Here is a 16,379-nt window from a genome sequence, read left to right as displayed (position 1 = left end):
GCTTGAAGCTTGCGACTTGCCGCTGCGTCGTCATTGCGGGCTCGCAAGTGTGCTGGAGAGCAGAGATTTCAAACTCGCTGCCTTCGGTTTGACCAGCCAGAAACGACGCAGGTAATCATCGAGGTTTTCGGCGAGGTTGCGGCCCCATTCGCTGCCGGTCTCCTCGACGTACTCGTCCAGCACGTGCTGCAAGTGGTTCCGGTAGGACTCCATGGCTTCGCCGCTGATCCGCTGGATCTCGACCAACTCGTGGTTGACCTTGTCGACGAAGGTGTTGTCCTGGTCCAGCACGTAGGCGAAACCGCCGGTCATGCCCGAACCGAAGTTGTAACCGGTCTTGCCCAATACCGCGACAAAACCACCGGTCATGTACTCACAGCAGTGATCGCCCGTGCCTTCCACCACGGTGTGGGCACCGGAGTTACGCACGGCGAAACGCTCACCGGCAGTACCCGCGGCGAACAGCTTGCCGCCGGTAGCGCCGTACAAGCAGGTGTTGCCGATGATGGCACTGTCCTGGGTCTTGTAGATGCTGCCTTTAGGCGGAACGATCACCAGTTTGCCGCCGGTCATGCCCTTGCCCACGTAGTCGTTGGCGTCACCTTCCAGGTACATGTGCAGGCCACCGGCGTTCCACACGCCGAAGCTCTGGCCCGCAGTGCCGTTGAAACGGAAGGTGATCGGCGCCTTGGCCATGCCCTGGTTGCCGTGCTTGCGCGCGATTTCACCGGAGATGCGTGCGCCGATGGAACGGTCGCAGTTGCAGATATCCAGGGCGAAGTCGCCACCGCTGGCGTCGTTGATCGACGAGCTGGCCATTTCGACCATCTTCTCGGCCAGCAGGCCTTTGTCGAACGGCGGGTTGCGCTCCACCTGGCAGAATTGTGGCTTGTCTGCCGGGATATGGTCGCTGCCCAACAGCGGCGTCAGGTCCAGGTGTCGTTGCTTGGCGGTCTGCCCTTCAAGGATGTCGAGCAAATCGGTACGCCCGATCAACTCTTCCAGCGAACGCACACCCAGCTTGGCCAGCCACTCACGGGTTTCTTCGGCGACGTAGGTGAAGAAATTCACCACCATGTCGACGGTGCCGATGTAGTGGTCTTTGCGCAGCTTCTCGTTCTGGGTCGCGACGCCGGTGGCGCAGTTGTTCAGGTGGCAGATGCGCAGGTATTTGCAGCCCAGGGCGATCATTGGCGCAGTGCCGAAGCCGAAGCTTTCGGCGCCGAGGATCGCGGCCTTGATCACGTCGAGGCCGGTTTTCAGGCCACCGTCGGTCTGCACCCGCACTTTGCCGCGCAGGTCGTTGCCGCGCAGGGTCTGGTGAGTTTCAGCCAGGCCCAGTTCCCACGGCGCGCCGGCGTACTTGATGGAGGTCAGCGGCGATGCGCCGGTGCCGCCGTCGTAGCCGGAGATGGTGATCAGGTCGGCATAAGCCTTGGCCACACCGGCGGCAATGGTGCCGACGCCAGCTTCTGCGACCAGCTTCACCGAGACCAGGGCCTGCGGGTTGACTTGTTTCAAGTCGAAAATCAGCTGCGACAAATCCTCGATGGAGTAGATGTCGTGGTGCGGCGGCGGCGAAATCAGCGTCACACCCGGCACTGCATAACGCAGCTTGGCGATCAGGCCGTTGACCTTGCCGCCTGGCAGCTGGCCTCCCTCACCGGGCTTGGCACCCTGGGCGACTTTGATCTGCAGCACTTCGGCGTTGACCAGGTATTCCGGGGTTACACCGAAACGGCCAGTCGCCACCTGCTTGATTTTCGAGCTCTTGATGGTGCCGTAGCGCGCCGGGTCTTCACCGCCTTCGCCGGAGTTGGAACGCGCCCCCAGGCGGTTCATGGCTTCGGCCAGGGCTTCGTGGGCCTCAGGCGACAAGGCGCCCAGGGAGATACCGGCGGAGTCGAAACGCTTGAGGATCGATTCCAGTGGTTCGATTTCGCTGATTGCGAGCGGCGTGTCCAGGGTTTTCACCTTGAACATATCGCGGATCATCGACACCGGGCGGTTATCCACCAGCGCGGTGTATTGCTTGAACTTGGCGTAGTCGCCCTGCTGCACAGCAGCTTGCAGGGTGCTGACCACGTCGGGGTTGTACGCATGGTATTCGCCACCGTGGACGAACTTGAGCAGGCCGCCTTGCTGGATCGGCTTGCGCGCGCTCCAGGCTTCGGCCGCCAGGGCTTTCTGTTCGGCTTCGATGTCGACGAAACGCGCGCCCTTGATGCGACTCGGCACACCCCGGAAACTCAGGTCGCAGACTTCTTCGGACAAGCCGATGGCTTCGAACAATTGAGCGCCACGGTACGAGGTGACGGTAGAGATGCCCATCTTCGACAGGATCTTCAACAGGCCCTTGGTGATGCCCTTGCGGTAGTTTTTGAAGACCTCATAGAGGTCGCCCAGCACTTCACCGGTGCGAATCAGGTCGCCCAACACTTCGTACGCAAGGAACGGGTACACCGCCGAGGCGCCGAAACCGATCAGCACCGCAAAGTGATGCGGGTCGCGGGCAGTGGCGGTTTCGACGAGGATGTTGGAGTCGCAGCGCAGGCCTTTTTCGGTCAAGCGGTGGTGCACCGCGCCAGTGGCCAGCGAAGCGTGGATCGGCAGTTTGCCTGGCGCTATGTGGCGGTCGGTCAGCACGATCTGGGTACGACCGGCGCGCACAGCTTCTTCGGCCTGATCGGCGACGTTGCGCACAGCGGCTTCAAGGCCGAGGCTCTCGTCGTAGTTCAGGTCGATGATCTGGCGGTCGAAGCCTGGGCGCTCCAGGGTCATCAACGAGCGCCATTTGGCCGGGGAAACAACCGGCGAACTGAGAATCACGCGGGAAGCGTGCTCAGGCGATTCCTGGAAGATGTTGCGCTCGGCACCGAGGCACACTTCCAGCGACATCACGATGGCTTCGCGCAGCGGGTCGATCGGCGGGTTGGTCACCTGGGCGAACTGCTGGCGGAAATAGTCGTACGGCGTGCGCACGCGCTGGGACAGCACGGCCATTGGCGTGTCATCACCCATGGAGCCGACGGCCTCGTAGCCTTGCTCGCCGAGCGGACGCAGCACTTGGTCGCGCTCCTCGAACGTGACCTGGTACATCTTCATGTACTGCTTGAGCTGGTCGACGTCATAAAAAGCCGAACCGTGGTCGTTGTCTTCCATGGTCGCCTGGATGCGCAGGGCGTTCTTGCGCAGCCATTGCTTGTACGGGTGACGCGACTTCAAGCGGTTGTCGATGGCGTCGGTGTCGAGGATCTGCCCGGTTTCGGTATCCACGGCCAGGATCTGACCAGGGCCGACACGGCCTTTGGCGATGACATCTTCAGGCTTGTAGTCCCATACGCCGATTTCCGACGCGAGGGTGATGAAACCGTTGGTCGTGGTGACCCAACGCGCCGGGCGCAGCCCGTTACGGTCGAGCAGGCACACCGCGTAGCGGCCGTCGGTCATGACCACGCCGGCCGGGCCGTCCCACGGCTCCATGTGCATCGAGTTGTACTCGTAGAACGCACGCAGATCCGGGTCCATGGTTTCGACGTTCTGCCACGCTGGCGGAATGATCATGCGCACGCCACGGAACAGGTCGATGCCGCCGGTGACCATCAGCTCGAGCATGTTGTCCATGCTGGAAGAGTCGGAACCCACGCGGTTGACCAGCGGGCCGAGCTCTTCGAGGTCCATCAAGTCGTTGGCGAACTTGGTGCGACGGGCCACAGCCCAGTTGCGGTTGCCGGTGATGGTGTTGATCTCGCCGTTGTGGGCGAGGAAGCGGAATGGCTGAGCCAGCGGCCATTTCGGCAGGGTGTTGGTGGAGAAGCGCTGGTGGAACACGCAGATTGCGGTTTGCAGGCGCTCATCGCTCAGGTCTGGATAGAAGGCGGTCAAATCCGCCGGCATCATCAGGCCTTTATAAATGATGGTCTTGTGCGAAAAGCTGCAGATGTAGTGGTCAGTATCGGCGGCGTTGGACACCGACGAGCGACGACGCGAGGTGAACAGCTTGATCGCCATGTCCTGATCGCTCAAGCCATCGCCGGCGATGAACACTTGCTCGATCTGAGGCAGGCGCTCCAGGGCCAGGCGGCCGAGCACACTGGTGTCGATCGGCACTTTGCGCCAGCCGACCAGCTGCAGGCCGGCAGCGACGATCTCGCGGTTCATGTTCTCGCGTGCGGCTTCGGCTTTGACCGGGTCCTGGTTGAAGAACACCATGCCCACGGCGTACTGCTTGGGCAGGTCGACAGCAAATTGTTCTTTTGCGACAGCGCGCAGGAACTGGTCGGGCTTTTGAATCAGCAAGCCGCAACCGTCACCGGTTTTGCCGTCGGCGTTGATCCCACCGCGGTGGGTCATGCAGGTCAGGGCCTCGATGGCCGTTTGCAAAAGGGTATGACTGGGCTCGCCCTGCATGTGGGCTATCAGGCCGAAACCGCAGTTATCCTTGAATTCATCGGGTTGGTACAGACCTGCTTTCATAGACACTTTCTCACCAGGCTGCCTCTGTTACCGAGGCAAATTTCTTTTCAATTCAACCCGTTACCTTCCACGCCGAACGTACGCCAGCTTTGCGGGGGCAAAAGGGAGGTCATTGTACACACCGACACGAACGCTCACAAATTTAGCGACGAAATGTCGCAAATCTATGTCGCATTTATGAAAGGTTTAAAGCGATATGCTGTGCTAGTCAAAACTTTTTTAATTCTGACCGCTACGACTCAAAAGCCACTGTGACGCAGACACCACAAAGCGCGCGGCCTTGAGGGCAGCACGCACTTGCGGATTTTTTTGAGGTGCCGGGAGAGGCGGCCTGGGTAAGGCCGCCGAATCTTCAGCGAGTTGTTGCGAGTTCTTGTTGAACGCTGGCAACAGTGCGAGGCCAAGGTTTACCAGCCTGAACCTTCGCTGGCAAGGCTTTGATAGCGGAATCAGCTGCTGCACGGCTTGGGAAGCTGCCGTAAGTGATCACGTAGAGAGGCTTGCCGTTGAGCACTTTCTTGAAATAACGGTACTCGCCGCCCTGCTCCTTCACGAAGGCCTGAGCATTAGCTTCGGAACTGGTGCCGAGGATCTGCACCACGAAGTGGCCAGCCGGCTGGCTGGTGTACCAGCTGCTACCGGCGGCGGCAGGGGCAGGGGCAGCTGCTTTGGCAACGGCGGCAGGTTTTTCTGCAGGTTTGGCGGCTGGCGCCGGTTTAGCCACTGGCGCAGGCGCGACAGGCTTGGCAACCGGAGCTGGCTTGGCAGTGGCGACGGTCGGTGCCGGGGTCGGCTTGGCCGCTGGAGTGGCTGCCGGGCCGGCGGGTACGCCCGCAGGCGGCGCGGTAGTGGTCACGGTTGGCGGCGTGGCGCTGGAGCCTTCCACCGGCACACCGTCGTCGCCTTCGGAGATGCCACCGGCTGCTTCGGCGAGCGGGCCGCGCATCACCGGCTGACCCACCATCGGCAGGTTGGTCGGCTGGCCGGAGTTGGCGAATTCAACATTTGGCGTGGGTTTGCCCAGTGGCAACTGCGCCTGTTCGGTTGGCGCACCGGCGGTGGCGGGTGCCTTGCTGCGGCCCGGAATCAACCAGGCGGCGGCAACAGCGACCACGACAACGGCGGAAATAGCCAATACGTGCTTCTTAGGCATAGTAAACCCCATCTTTGGACGCTTAACCGCAGAGCGGCTTGCAATCATGGCTTCGATCAAGGCATCCCGGGCAACCTGGTTGATGGTGCCAGGCCAGCCGTCGGAGCTTTCGTGAATATCAGAGATCTGCGAAGCGGAGAAAAGTTCGATACCGGCCCCGGCGCCTTCGAGGCGTTGAGCCAGGTATTCGCGGGTTTCTTCCTCTTCGTACGGTTGCAATTCGATGACGTGAAACAGCTCCTGGTCGCCACTGATCTGCTCCAGATCGGCGATCAACGACGACTCGCCAAACAGGAATACGTGCGGGCGACCTTCGGGCGTGCCCGCGGCCAGCGCCAGCAGCGCTTCCAGGGCGGACTCATCGAGTTGTTCGGCGTCATCTACCAGCAAATACACTTCTTGCCCGGTGAGGCCCAGTTGCACCACTTGCTTGAGAATCGCGTTTGGCTCGGCATTGGAAACGTTCAGCGCCTGGGCCACCTGGCGCAGCACGCCAGCCGCATCACCGGCGCCACGGGCCGACACCACCACGCTCTGTACCGATTGCTTGTTAGTACTGGCAACCAGCGCCTGGCGCAGCAGGGTCTTGCCACTGCCCAACGGGCCGGTCACAACCAGCAGCAATTGGCTGTAGCGCGCCAGATGGTGCAACTGACCGAGCACCGGCTTGCGCTGGGCAGGGAAAAATTTGAAACCAGGCACCCGCGGAGCAAAAGGGTCATGGCTTAACTGGTAATGGCCGAGGAACGCCTCGTCGGCATGCAAACTAGTCATCGGGATCTTATTAACCTTTAAGCTGGGCCAGGGCGCGGTAATCCGCTCCCAGCGTGGCCTGTAAAATCTCTTTCGGATAATCGTCGGTCACTACCGCTTCGCCCATGTGGCGCAGCAACACCAGTCGCAGGCGACCGTCGATCACTTTCTTGTCTATTGCCATATGTTCGAGGAAATCCGCCTCGGTCATCTCCAACGGTGGAACGACCGGCAAGCCGGCGCGCTGGAACAGGCGTATACCCCGATCCCGCTCCTGAGCACTGATCCAGCCCAGGCGTTGCGACATCTCCAATGCCATCACTGTGCCAGCCGCGACGGCTTCCCCATGCAACCACACACCATAGCCCATGTGCGTTTCGATCGCATGGCCGAAGGTGTGACCCAGGTTCAAAGTGGCCCGCACACCGGACTCCCGTTCGTCGGCATTCACCACCAGCGCCTTGGCCGCGCAGGAGCGGGAAATCGCTTCGGTCAGCGCCACTTGGTCCAGCGCGCGCAGGGCATCCATATGTTCTTCGAGCCAGGTCAGGAACGGCTCGTCGCAGATCAGCCCGTACTTGATGACTTCCGCCAACCCCGCCGACAACTCGCGCGGCGGCAGGGTGTTGAGGGTCGCGGTGTCGATCAGCACCACGTTGGGCTGATAGAACGCGCCGACCATGTTCTTGCCCAGCGGGTGGTTGATGCCGGTCTTGCCGCCCACCGACGAATCGACCTGGGAAAGCAGTGTGGTCGGCACCTGGATAAAGTCCACGCCGCGCTGGTAACAGGCTGCCGCAAAACCGGCCATGTCGCCAATCACACCGCCGCCCAAGGCGACCACGGTGGTACGACGGTCATGGCGCGCAGTCAGCAGGCCATCAAATATCAGTTGCAGGGTTTCCCAGTTCTTGTGGGCTTCGCCATCAGGCAAGATCACTGAGATCACCGAATACGCCGCGAGGCTGCGGCTCAGACGCTCAAGATACAGCGGCGCGACCGTTTCGTTGGAGATGATCGCCACCTGCCGCCCGGCAATATGCGGAGCGAGCAATTCGGGCAGGTCCAACAAACCTTCGCCAATATGGATTGGGTAGCTGCGCTCGCCTAGATCGACCTTAAGTGTCTGCATGTGTCCCCGCGTGAAGATATATGTACGATCGGCAACGCTCAGATCTGACGTCGCCCGATGGCTCTACGCCACACCTGGAAGGGTAATGACGTGCCGCCGAGAATAGCGCATTTCCGACCTGCCTTTAACGGGGCGGCAACTGCTGCAAGCGCTCAAGAATGTCGAGAACGACCATTCGTGGCGGCCGCTCATCGGTGTCCACCACCAGATCGGCGATTTCCCGATAAAGCGGATCGCGCAACGTCAGCAAATCCCGCAACGTTTTTGCCGGGTCGGCCGTGCGCAACAATGGGCGGTTGCGATCGCGAGCGGTGCGGCCCACCTGCTGCTCGACCGATGCATGCAGATAGACCACGCGACCACCGGCATGCAGTGCCCGGCGGTTTTCATCGCGCATGACGGCGCCGCCGCCGGTGGCCAATACCACGCCATCGCAGCCGCACAGTTCGGCAATCATCGCCTGCTCGCGGTCGCGAAAGCCCAGCTCGCCTTCCTTATCGAAGATCCATGGGATATTGGCACCCGTGCGCAATTCAATTTCCTTGTCGGAATCTTTGAACGGCAGGCGCAGCTCTTTGGCCAGCAAACGGCCGATGGTGCTTTTTCCAGCGCCCATCGGTCCTACAAGAATCAAATTTCGCACAGAATCAACGACTCACAGCAATCGCCTGGTTATTCATAATACGCGGAGTCAGGAATACCAGCAGCTCGGATTTTCTTTCCGCCAGCACATCGCGCCGGAAAAGGCGGCCAAGATACGGCACATCGCCCAAAAATGGCACTTTATCTACCACTTTGCTTTGGGTATTGGAGAAAACGCCCCCGATGACGATGGTCTCGCCATCCTTGACCAGCACCTTGGCGTTGACTTCGTTTTTCTTGATCGGCGGTACGTCATTGAGCTTGTTCAGATAGTCGGGCTCGTCCTTGGTGACCTTGACCTCCATGACCACCCAGCCATCCGGGGTGATTTGCGGCGTCACCTCCAGCGACAGCGAGGCTTCCTTGAACGACACCGATGTAGCACCGCGCGAGGTGGATTCCTGATAGGGGATCTCGGTGCCCTTGAGGATGCGCGCGGTTTCCTTGTCGGAGGTGACCACCTTGGGCTGCGAGACGATTTCACCGTTGCCGGTTTTCTCCATGGCCGTCAGCTCAAGATCCAGCAACAGGTTGTCGGTGATATAGGCGATACCCAGGCCTGAAGTACCCGTGAGCGAACCCATGTCGACAAACGGCGAGCTGGGCGGGTTCTCCGGCGGTTCAGCACCCTCGGCCGAAGGTTTGTTGATACCGCCCGCCCCCCACTTGCCACGGTTCAGGCGCCCACCCCAGCGCACGCCAAGGCTTTTGTCGTAATCGACATTGGCTTCAACGATCCGCGCCTCGATCATCACTTGGCGCACCGGGACATCCAGTTGCGCCACGATCCGCCGCAGCTCTTCGAGCCGTTCGCCGGTCTGGTAGGCAATAATGTTATTGGTGCGCTCATCCACGGCTACCGAACCGCGCTCATCGGGGATGCCTTCAAGGCTGGTGACTGATTGGAACAATTTGGCCAGGTCCGCCGCCTTGGCGTAATTGACCTGCAACAGTTCCCGGCGCAAGGGCGCCAACTCGGCCATTTGCTTGCGCGACTCCAGGGTCAGCAGTTCGCGGGCGGCCAACTCTTCGGCCGGCGCCACCAGCAACACACCGGCCTTCACCCGCTTGTCCAACCCCTTGGCTTGCAACACCAGGTCCAGTGCCTGATCCCAGGGCACCTCCTTGAGCCGCAGGGTGATGGAGCCTTGCACATCGTCGCTGGCCACCAGATTAAGCCCGGCGACATCCGCAATCTGCTGCAATACAGCGCGCAAATCGATGTTCTGGAAGTTGAGGTTCAGCTTGTCACCGGAATAGCTTGTATTTACCGCCGAGCTACCGGGAGGTGGCAGCTGGATCAGGTCCAGGCGATTGGGCACAGCAAATGCCATCGGTGCCGTGAACGCTATCCATAGCGCCACACCGAAGGACGAGAAAGTCCTTTTCATTGTTGGATTCCGTTATGAGTTGATAGTTAACACCAGGGTTCGGGAGCGCTCCAGCCATGCGCCCTGCTCATCCGGGAACAGCTCGGCCAGTTCAATGTGGCCTGCATGAATGGCCGTGACCCGGCCGTGGTTGGGCCCCAGGTAATCGCCAACCGCCAGCCGGTGCACAGCCGATGCTGCGCGCAGCAGGACGAAGGTTTGCATGCCGCGGGACAAGGTGCCGACCATTTCGACTTGATCGAGGGCCAGACCTTCCAGCACTCCACGTTTACGGGCCAAGTCCGGCGCACGTGCCGGCAGGCCTGCCGCGTGATAGGCCTGCGAGGTGGGCGGCTGGAACGGATCACGCAGAGAGGTCGCATCGTAGACAAATCGCGCCACCGGCTCGACAACGCGCTCAGGCTTGCCGCCAGGCAACCTGCCGCGATAAGCCTTGGCCAGTAGCTCAAGGCGCAGTAACGGCCCATCAGACCGAAGCGCAACATCGTGCACCGTGACCATCTGCGACAGCCCACCCAAGGCACTCACGAACATCGCCAGGTCGTGATAGGCGCCAAACACCCCAACCTGCACAGGCTCCTCGATGTAGAGCGGCAGAGACAGTTCGTCCAGGACCGTGACGCCCTCGACCACCACGCCGTTGGCCGCCGCCAGCCGAGCAATGGCTTCGAGTAGGCCAGGCATATCCGACTCGCCGGGCAATTGGCGTAAAAGCCCGCCAACCGCCTCCTGCATCACCTGCCCCTGACGGGCACGTTCCTCAAGACTGTCTGCCAAGCCAGCCTTTTGTGTGAGCTCCTGTTGCAGCGCCACTGCCTGCGCTTCCAACGTGTGCAGCCGCTCGCTTGCCGGGGCCAGCAGCCAACCATTGCCCACCACCCACACCAGACCTGCCAGCGCGCAGCCCAGCAGAACCTTGCCCGGCAAGGGCCATTTAGCAGCGTTGTAAGCGAGCGTGGAAAAGTCGAGCCTGGGCAGGCTCATGGCTGGGCCTCGGTGGATTCCCCCTGGCGCACCATCAATTGAAAGGCGTTGCCGCCACCTTGCGCCTCCGCACGCACATGTTGCAGGCGAGTGGCGTGAGCACCTTCAGACGCCTCCAGGCGGCGCATCAGTTGGGCGATATCCTGGCTGGATTCGGCACTGCCGCTGACACTCACGGTGTTGCCCTTGGCTACAACCTCGTGAAGATGCACCCCATCCGGCACCGCACGGGCCAACTGGTCCAATAGCTGGGCGCTGGCCGAGCGGGATTCGTGCAGGTCCTGCACGACCTTCATACGCGCAGCCAGTTGCTGGCTTTGCTCCTGTAAGTCGTCGATGGTCTTGATGCGGGAGTCCTGAACGGCGACTTCTTTGGTCAGGTGATTGTTGCGCGTCACCTGACGGTCTATAGCCTGATCGATGACCTGGTCCGCCAGCCAAACCGCCGCGAGCGCCACACCGGCGAACGCCAGCAGAAATATCAGGAAGTATTTGCGCCGCCGCTCCGCCAGCGCCTGGCGCCAAGGCAAAAGATTGATTCGTGTCATCCAGCGAAACTCCTCAGGGCCAACCCGCAAGCAACTCCCATCCCATGGGCATCCACGGCCCACTGTGCGCCATCAACGCGATAGCCCGGCGTGAAGCTGGCGAAATCCTGACTGCAAGCGCGCTCCAATGCAAACCCTTCGACATCCACCACCCGTGCCGCCAACCCGGCCAGGGCCAAAACCGCTTTGCGGGCCTCGACCTGCTCCTTGAGGCAGGCTGCCAGCAACACTTCGACCCGCGCCGAGCCCTGGGGCGAAGGGCCACGGACCTGAAAATCAATGGCGACATCGTCCAACGGGTAAGGAATGTACTGGTCGGCCTCCATCTGGATCTTCCAGACCATTTCCTCGTCACTGAGCCCCGCGTCCATTTCAATCACCCGTGTGATGACCGATGGGCCCGAGACTGCCACAGCTGCCTGCCGGGCGGATGTATGCAACCGAGATAACGCCTGCTGCAACGTCCGCGCTATCGCCTCGAGGTCCAACAGCGTGCCATCGACTACGGCATTGGCAGGCAGCCCCTGCGTAACATAAGACTGAACGCTGTAACCACCGACTGAATAGCCCAGCTCAATCAGCTTGATGCCTGTGTCATTGATGTCGACGCCCAGCAGGGTGCTGGCTTTTCGCCTGAAAAATCCCTTTCTCATAAAACTCCCCAAAACTTTGCCTGTCATACCGCCTGATTGCGGCCGGGTGTCGTGCATTCGGTCGACTTGTTTAACGGGTACGAATGACGCCCCAAGCCGAAAATGCTTTAATGCCCAGCGTTTTTTCCCGCTTTTTATTTGCAGCTCGGGTCGATCCATGGTTTGCCATGCATGCCCCGACGCCTAACTCATTCTTTTCTCTGGAAATCCAAAAGCCTTGATTCGTCTGCTGAAGTTTTTCGGGTACTCCATTGTCGCGATCGTCTGCGGGCTGCTGCTCGTGCTCAGCGGTGCCTACCTCTACCTTAGTCCGGGTTTGCCTTCCGTAGAGGCGCTCAGAAGTATCCAGTTGCAGATTCCTTTGCGGGTTTACAGCAGCGATGAAAAACTGATCGCGGAGTTCGGCGAAATGCGCCGTACACCGATCCGTTTCGCCGACATTCCACCCAATTTCATCAACGCGCTGCTGTCGGCTGAAGACGATAATTTCGCCAATCACTACGGCGTCGACCCCAGCAGCCTGGTGCGTGCAGCCACACAGCTGGTAAAAAGCGGACACATTCAGTCCGGCGGCAGCACCATCACCATGCAGGTGGCGAAGAACTTCTTCCTCACCAGCGAGCGCAGCTTTTCGCGTAAAGCCACTGAAATCCTGCTGGCATTGCAGATCGAACGTCAGCTGACCAAGGACGAAATCCTTGAGCTGTACGTCAACAAGATCTACCTGGGCAACCGCGCCTACGGGATCGAAGCGGCGTCCCAGGTTTACTATGGCAAGTCGATTCGTGACGCCAGCCTGGCGCAGATGGCAATGATTGCAGGCCTGCCCAAGGCCCCGTCACGCTTTAACCCACTGGCCAACCCTGCGCGCAGCAAAGAGCGTCGCGACTGGATCCTGGGGCGCATGTACAAGCTGGGCAAGATCGACCAGGCCGCCTATGAAAGCGCCGTAGCCGAGCCGTTGAATGCCAGCTACCACGTGCCGACACCGGAAGTGAATGCACCGTACATCGCTGAAATGGCGCGCGCCGAAATGGTCGGTCGTTATGGCAGCGAGGCCTACACCGAAGGCTTCCGCGTGACCACGACCGTTCCTAGCAACCTGCAGGACATCGCCAACAACTCAGTCCATGACGGCCTCGTCACCTATGACCAGCGCCATGGCTATCGCGGCCCCGAATCACGCCTGCCCGGCAAAACCCTGAGCGCCTGGACCACCGAACTGAGCAAACAGCGCCCAATCAGCGGCCTGGAACCGGCCATCGTCACCCAAGTGACGAAAGATGGCGTGCAAGTACTGACCCGCACCGGTGAAGGCCATGTGTCGTGGGACAGCATGAAGTGGGCGCGCCCCTTCCTGAACACCAACAGCATGGGCCCGATGCCCAAGCAGCCGGCGGATGTCGCGCAGGTGGGTGACCTGATCCGCGTAAAACGCCAGAAAGACGACAGCCTGAAATTCAGCCAGGTCCCTGTGGCTCAAGGCGCCCTGGTGTCTCTTGACCCACAGAACGGTGCGATCCGCGCCCTGGTCGGTGGTTTTGCCTTCGAACAAAGCAACTACAACCGCGCCACCCAGGCCAAGCGCCAGCCGGGATCGAGTTTCAAGCCGTTCGTCTACAGCGCCGCACTGGACAATGGCTACACCGCTGCCAGCCTGGTCAACGACGCGCCGATCGTGTTTGTCGACGAGTACCTGGACAAGGTCTGGCGCCCGAAGAACGACACCAACACGTTCCTCGGCCCTATCCGTATTCGCGAGGCGCTGTACAAGTCGCGTAACCTGGTGTCGATCCGCCTGCTGCAGGCGATGGGCGTTGGCAAGACTATCGACTACATGACGCGCTTCGGCTTCAACAAGTCGGACCTGCCACCCAACCTGTCCCTGGCCCTCGGCACCGCGACCCTGACGCCGATGGAAATCGCCACAGGCTGGAGCACGTTTGCCAACGGCGGCTACAAGATCACGCCGTACCTGATCGACAAGATCGAGAGTCGCAATGGCGACACACTGTTCACCGCCAACCCGCCACGCGTGCCAGGTGATGTGGTCAACGGTGTTGCAGCACCCGATGGCATCGCCGCACCCAGCAACGGCGGCATCACCATTGAGCCAACACCCGGTGCAGCACCAGCCGCAAACGCCCCTGCGCCAACCGAGCCACAAACACCTGCGGTTGCTGAACGTGTCGTGGATGGCCGTACCACCTATATCCTCAACAGCATCCTGGAAGACGTCATCAAGAAGGGTACCGGCCGTCGCGCCCTGGCCTTGGGCCGTGCAGACATTGCAGGCAAGACCGGTACCACCAACGAATCCAAGGACGCCTGGTTCTCCGGCTACAACGCTGACTACGTGACCACCGTATGGACCGGCTACGACCAACCGGAAAGCCTCGGTCGTCGCGAGTTTGGCGGCACCGTCGCCCTGCCGATCTGGATGAGTTACATGGGCGCGGCCTTGAAAGACAAGCCGCTGCACACCCAGCCTGAGCCGGAAGGCATTCTCAGCCTGCGGATTGATCCGGTGAGTGGCCGTGCGGCTTCGCCAAGCACGCCAAATGCGTACTTCGAGCTGTTCAAGAGTGAAGACACGCCACCGTCGGTCAACGAGCTGGGTAACGGCACCGCACCGGGCAGCCCGCTGCCGGCGGATGAGGCGGCGCCGATCGATCTCTTCTAACTCGGTCTGCGCCTGAACGCAGATCCAATGTAGGAGCGCCACCAGGCCCAAGCGAATCGCCACAAAAAAGCCCCGACTCGTGAGAGCCGGGGCTTTTTGTTGTAGCGTTACAACAGCTTAGCCGTTGAACACATCATCCACGCTTTGCAGTGGGTAGTGCTTCGGATACGGCAGGGTGGCCACACCCGTCTCGATGGCAGCTTTAGCCACGGCATCGGAGATCAGGGTGATCAGGCGCTTATCCATTGGTTTCGGAATGATGTACTCACGGCCGAACGCCAGCGGGGCACCACCGTAGGCATCGCATACGTCCTGAGGTACCGGCAGCTTGGCCAGTTCACGCAGGGCGTTGGCGGCAGCTACTTTCATCTCTTCGTTGATGCGCTTGGCGCGAACGTCCAGGGCGCCACGGAAGATGAACGGGAAGCCCAGTACGTTGTTGACCTGGTTCGGGTAGTCCGAACGGCCGGTGGCCATGATCACGTCGTTACGGGTGGCGTGCGCCAGTTCCGGGGAGATTTCCGGGTCTGGGTTGGAGCAGGCGAACACGATCGGGTTGGCCGCCATGGACTTCAGGCCTTCAGCGCTCAGCAGGTTCGGGCCGGACAGGCCAACGAACACGTCTGCACCGTTCAAGGCATCAGCCAGGGTGCGCTTGTCAGTGGCGTGGGCAAACATCGCCTTGTACTGGTTCAGGTCGGTACGCTCGGACTGAACAACGCCCTTGCTGTCGACCATGAAGATGTTTTCCAGCTTGGCGCCCATGCTCACCAGCAACTTCATGCAGGAGATGGCCGCAGCGCCAGCGCCCAGGCAGACGATTTGGGCGTCAGCCAGAGTTTTGCCAGCGATTTCCAGGGCGTTGATCATGCCGGCCGCGGTAACGATCGCGGTGCCGTGCTGGTCATCGTGGAATACCGGAATGTCGCACTGTTCGATCAGGGCCTTTTCGATCTCGAAGCACTCAGGTGCCTTGATGTCTTCCAGGTTGATGCCACCGAAGGTGATGGAAATGCGCTTAACGGTGTCGATGAAAGCCTGCGGGCTCTCGGAATCGACTTCGATGTCGAAAACGTCGATGCCGGCAAAGCGCTTGAACAGCACGCCCTTACCTTCCATGACTGGCTTGGAAGCCAATGGGCCGAGGTTACCCAGGCCGAGAATCGCGGTGCCATCGGAAATCACTGCAACCAGGTTGCCTTTGCCGGTGTACTTGTACGCCAGTTCAGGGTCGCGGGCGATTTCACGTACGGGCTCGGCAACGCCAGGGCTGTAGGCCAGCGACAGGTCGCGGGCGGTGGCAGTGGCTTTGGTGAGCTCTACACTCAGCTTTCCTGGACGAGGATGGGCATGATATTCGAGAGCGGCAGTTTTCAAATCAGACATATCGGCATTCCGCTTTTACTGTTGGTCGACGGACCGCCGAGGATACGCGTGTCGCAAAGTCCCTACAAGACTGGGCAGTCACAGGTGTCAAGGGCCCTGCGCTACGACTTTCGGCCAAGAGCCACGGGATACAAGGGCTCAACTGTTCACAATTGACATAAAAAATGTCTACAATTTTTTATTCGAGCGTCGTTTTTTAGCGACACTGCCAAATCACAGGCACAAAAAAGGCGTCCACAAGGGACGCCTTTTTCAACAGCCGGCAAAAACCCAGAGGGCTTTTGAGCCTTACTCTGCTGGAGTAGCAGCAGGCTTCTTGCCGAAAGTACCAAAGCGATCTGCGAAGCGCTGTACACGGCCGCCGGTGTCCAGAGTTTTCTGCTTACCGGTGTAGAACGGGTGGCACTCGTTGCATACGTCAGTACCCAGTGGCTTGCACAGGTTCGAACGCGTTTCGAACTTGTTGCCGCAGCTGCAGGTTACTTCGATGGTTTCGTACGCTGGATGGATATCGGCTTTCATGGTGACTTCCTCGGGCTAGCGTGCCGCCACTCGACACTATTGTCGAATACCGCACG

11 protein-coding genes are annotated in these 16,379 nt (G+C 60.4%); 1 reads left to right on the top strand and 10 read right to left on the bottom strand.

What is annotated here, in order from left to right; translation table 11 throughout:
• Window positions 1-30: 30 nt before the first annotated feature.
• From gltB to pilM, 8 genes are all read right to left on the bottom strand, one after another.
• Window positions 31-4,476, bottom strand: coding sequence for a glutamate synthase large subunit (gene gltB / locus A7J50_RS02010; RefSeq protein WP_064450311.1), 4,446 nt, complete (start codon window positions 4,474-4,476; stop codon window positions 31-33).
• Between the two features lie 352 nt (window positions 4,477-4,828).
• Entirely contained in the window at window positions 4,829-6,403 is a 1,575-nt protein-coding gene (locus tag A7J50_RS02000; protein ID WP_064450310.1) for an AAA family ATPase, read from the bottom strand.
• A 10-nt stretch (window positions 6,404-6,413) separates the two neighbouring features.
• Window positions 6,414-7,514: a 3-dehydroquinate synthase gene (aroB, locus tag A7J50_RS01995; RefSeq protein ID WP_053253955.1), complete on the bottom strand. Its 1,101-nt coding sequence runs from the start codon at window positions 7,512-7,514 to the stop codon at window positions 6,414-6,416.
• Window positions 7,515-7,638: 124 nt separating this feature from the next.
• Window positions 7,639-8,157, bottom strand: a complete 519-nt coding sequence (gene aroK, locus A7J50_RS01990; protein WP_064450309.1) for a shikimate kinase AroK — start codon at window positions 8,155-8,157, stop codon at window positions 7,639-7,641.
• A 4-nt stretch (window positions 8,158-8,161) separates the two neighbouring features.
• Complete coding sequence (locus A7J50_RS01985) at window positions 8,162-9,490, bottom strand: type IV pilus secretin PilQ (RefSeq protein WP_064450308.1); 1,329 nt, start codon at window positions 9,488-9,490, stop codon at window positions 8,162-8,164.
• Window positions 9,491-9,559: 69 nt separating this feature from the next.
• Window positions 9,560-10,531, bottom strand: coding sequence for a pilus assembly protein PilP (locus A7J50_RS01980; RefSeq protein ID WP_064450307.1), 972 nt, complete (start codon window positions 10,529-10,531; stop codon window positions 9,560-9,562).
• Window positions 10,528-11,079 carry a PilN domain-containing protein gene (locus A7J50_RS01975; RefSeq protein ID WP_064450306.1) on the bottom strand — a complete coding sequence of 184 codons (552 nt, stop codon included), beginning with the start codon at window positions 11,077-11,079 and terminating at the stop codon, window positions 10,528-10,530. The genes A7J50_RS01980 and A7J50_RS01975 overlap by 4 nt, the downstream gene beginning before the upstream one ends.
• Window positions 11,076-11,732 (bottom strand): type IV pilus assembly protein PilM, encoded by a 657-nt coding sequence (pilM, locus tag A7J50_RS01970; protein WP_064454842.1) that lies wholly within the window; start codon window positions 11,730-11,732, stop codon window positions 11,076-11,078. The genes A7J50_RS01975 and pilM overlap by 4 nt, the downstream gene beginning before the upstream one ends.
• A gap of 220 nt (window positions 11,733-11,952) precedes the next feature.
• Here pilM and A7J50_RS01965 point away from each other — a divergent pair, with 220 nt between their 5' ends.
• Window positions 11,953-14,415, top strand: a complete 2,463-nt coding sequence (locus A7J50_RS01965) for a penicillin-binding protein 1A (protein WP_407015984.1) — start codon at window positions 11,953-11,955, stop codon at window positions 14,413-14,415.
• A 117-nt stretch (window positions 14,416-14,532) separates the two neighbouring features.
• On the opposite strand, the gene A7J50_RS01960 is transcribed toward A7J50_RS01965, so the two are convergent.
• Window positions 14,533-15,801 carry a malic enzyme-like NAD(P)-binding protein gene (locus A7J50_RS01960; RefSeq protein ID WP_064450304.1) on the bottom strand — a complete coding sequence of 423 codons (1,269 nt, stop codon included), beginning with the start codon at window positions 15,799-15,801 and terminating at the stop codon, window positions 14,533-14,535.
• Between the two features lie 288 nt (window positions 15,802-16,089).
• Window positions 16,090-16,323 (bottom strand): 50S ribosomal protein L31, encoded by a 234-nt coding sequence (rpmE, locus tag A7J50_RS01955; RefSeq protein ID WP_064450303.1) that lies wholly within the window; start codon window positions 16,321-16,323, stop codon window positions 16,090-16,092.
• Between the last annotated feature and the right edge of the window lie 56 nt (window positions 16,324-16,379).

This window comes from Pseudomonas antarctica, assembly GCF_001647715.1.
Classification (GTDB): Bacteria; Pseudomonadota; Gammaproteobacteria; order Pseudomonadales; family Pseudomonadaceae; genus Aquipseudomonas; species Aquipseudomonas antarctica_A.
The sequence above is the reverse complement of the archived record's forward strand: the minus strand, read 5'-3'. Positions and strand labels throughout refer to the sequence as shown.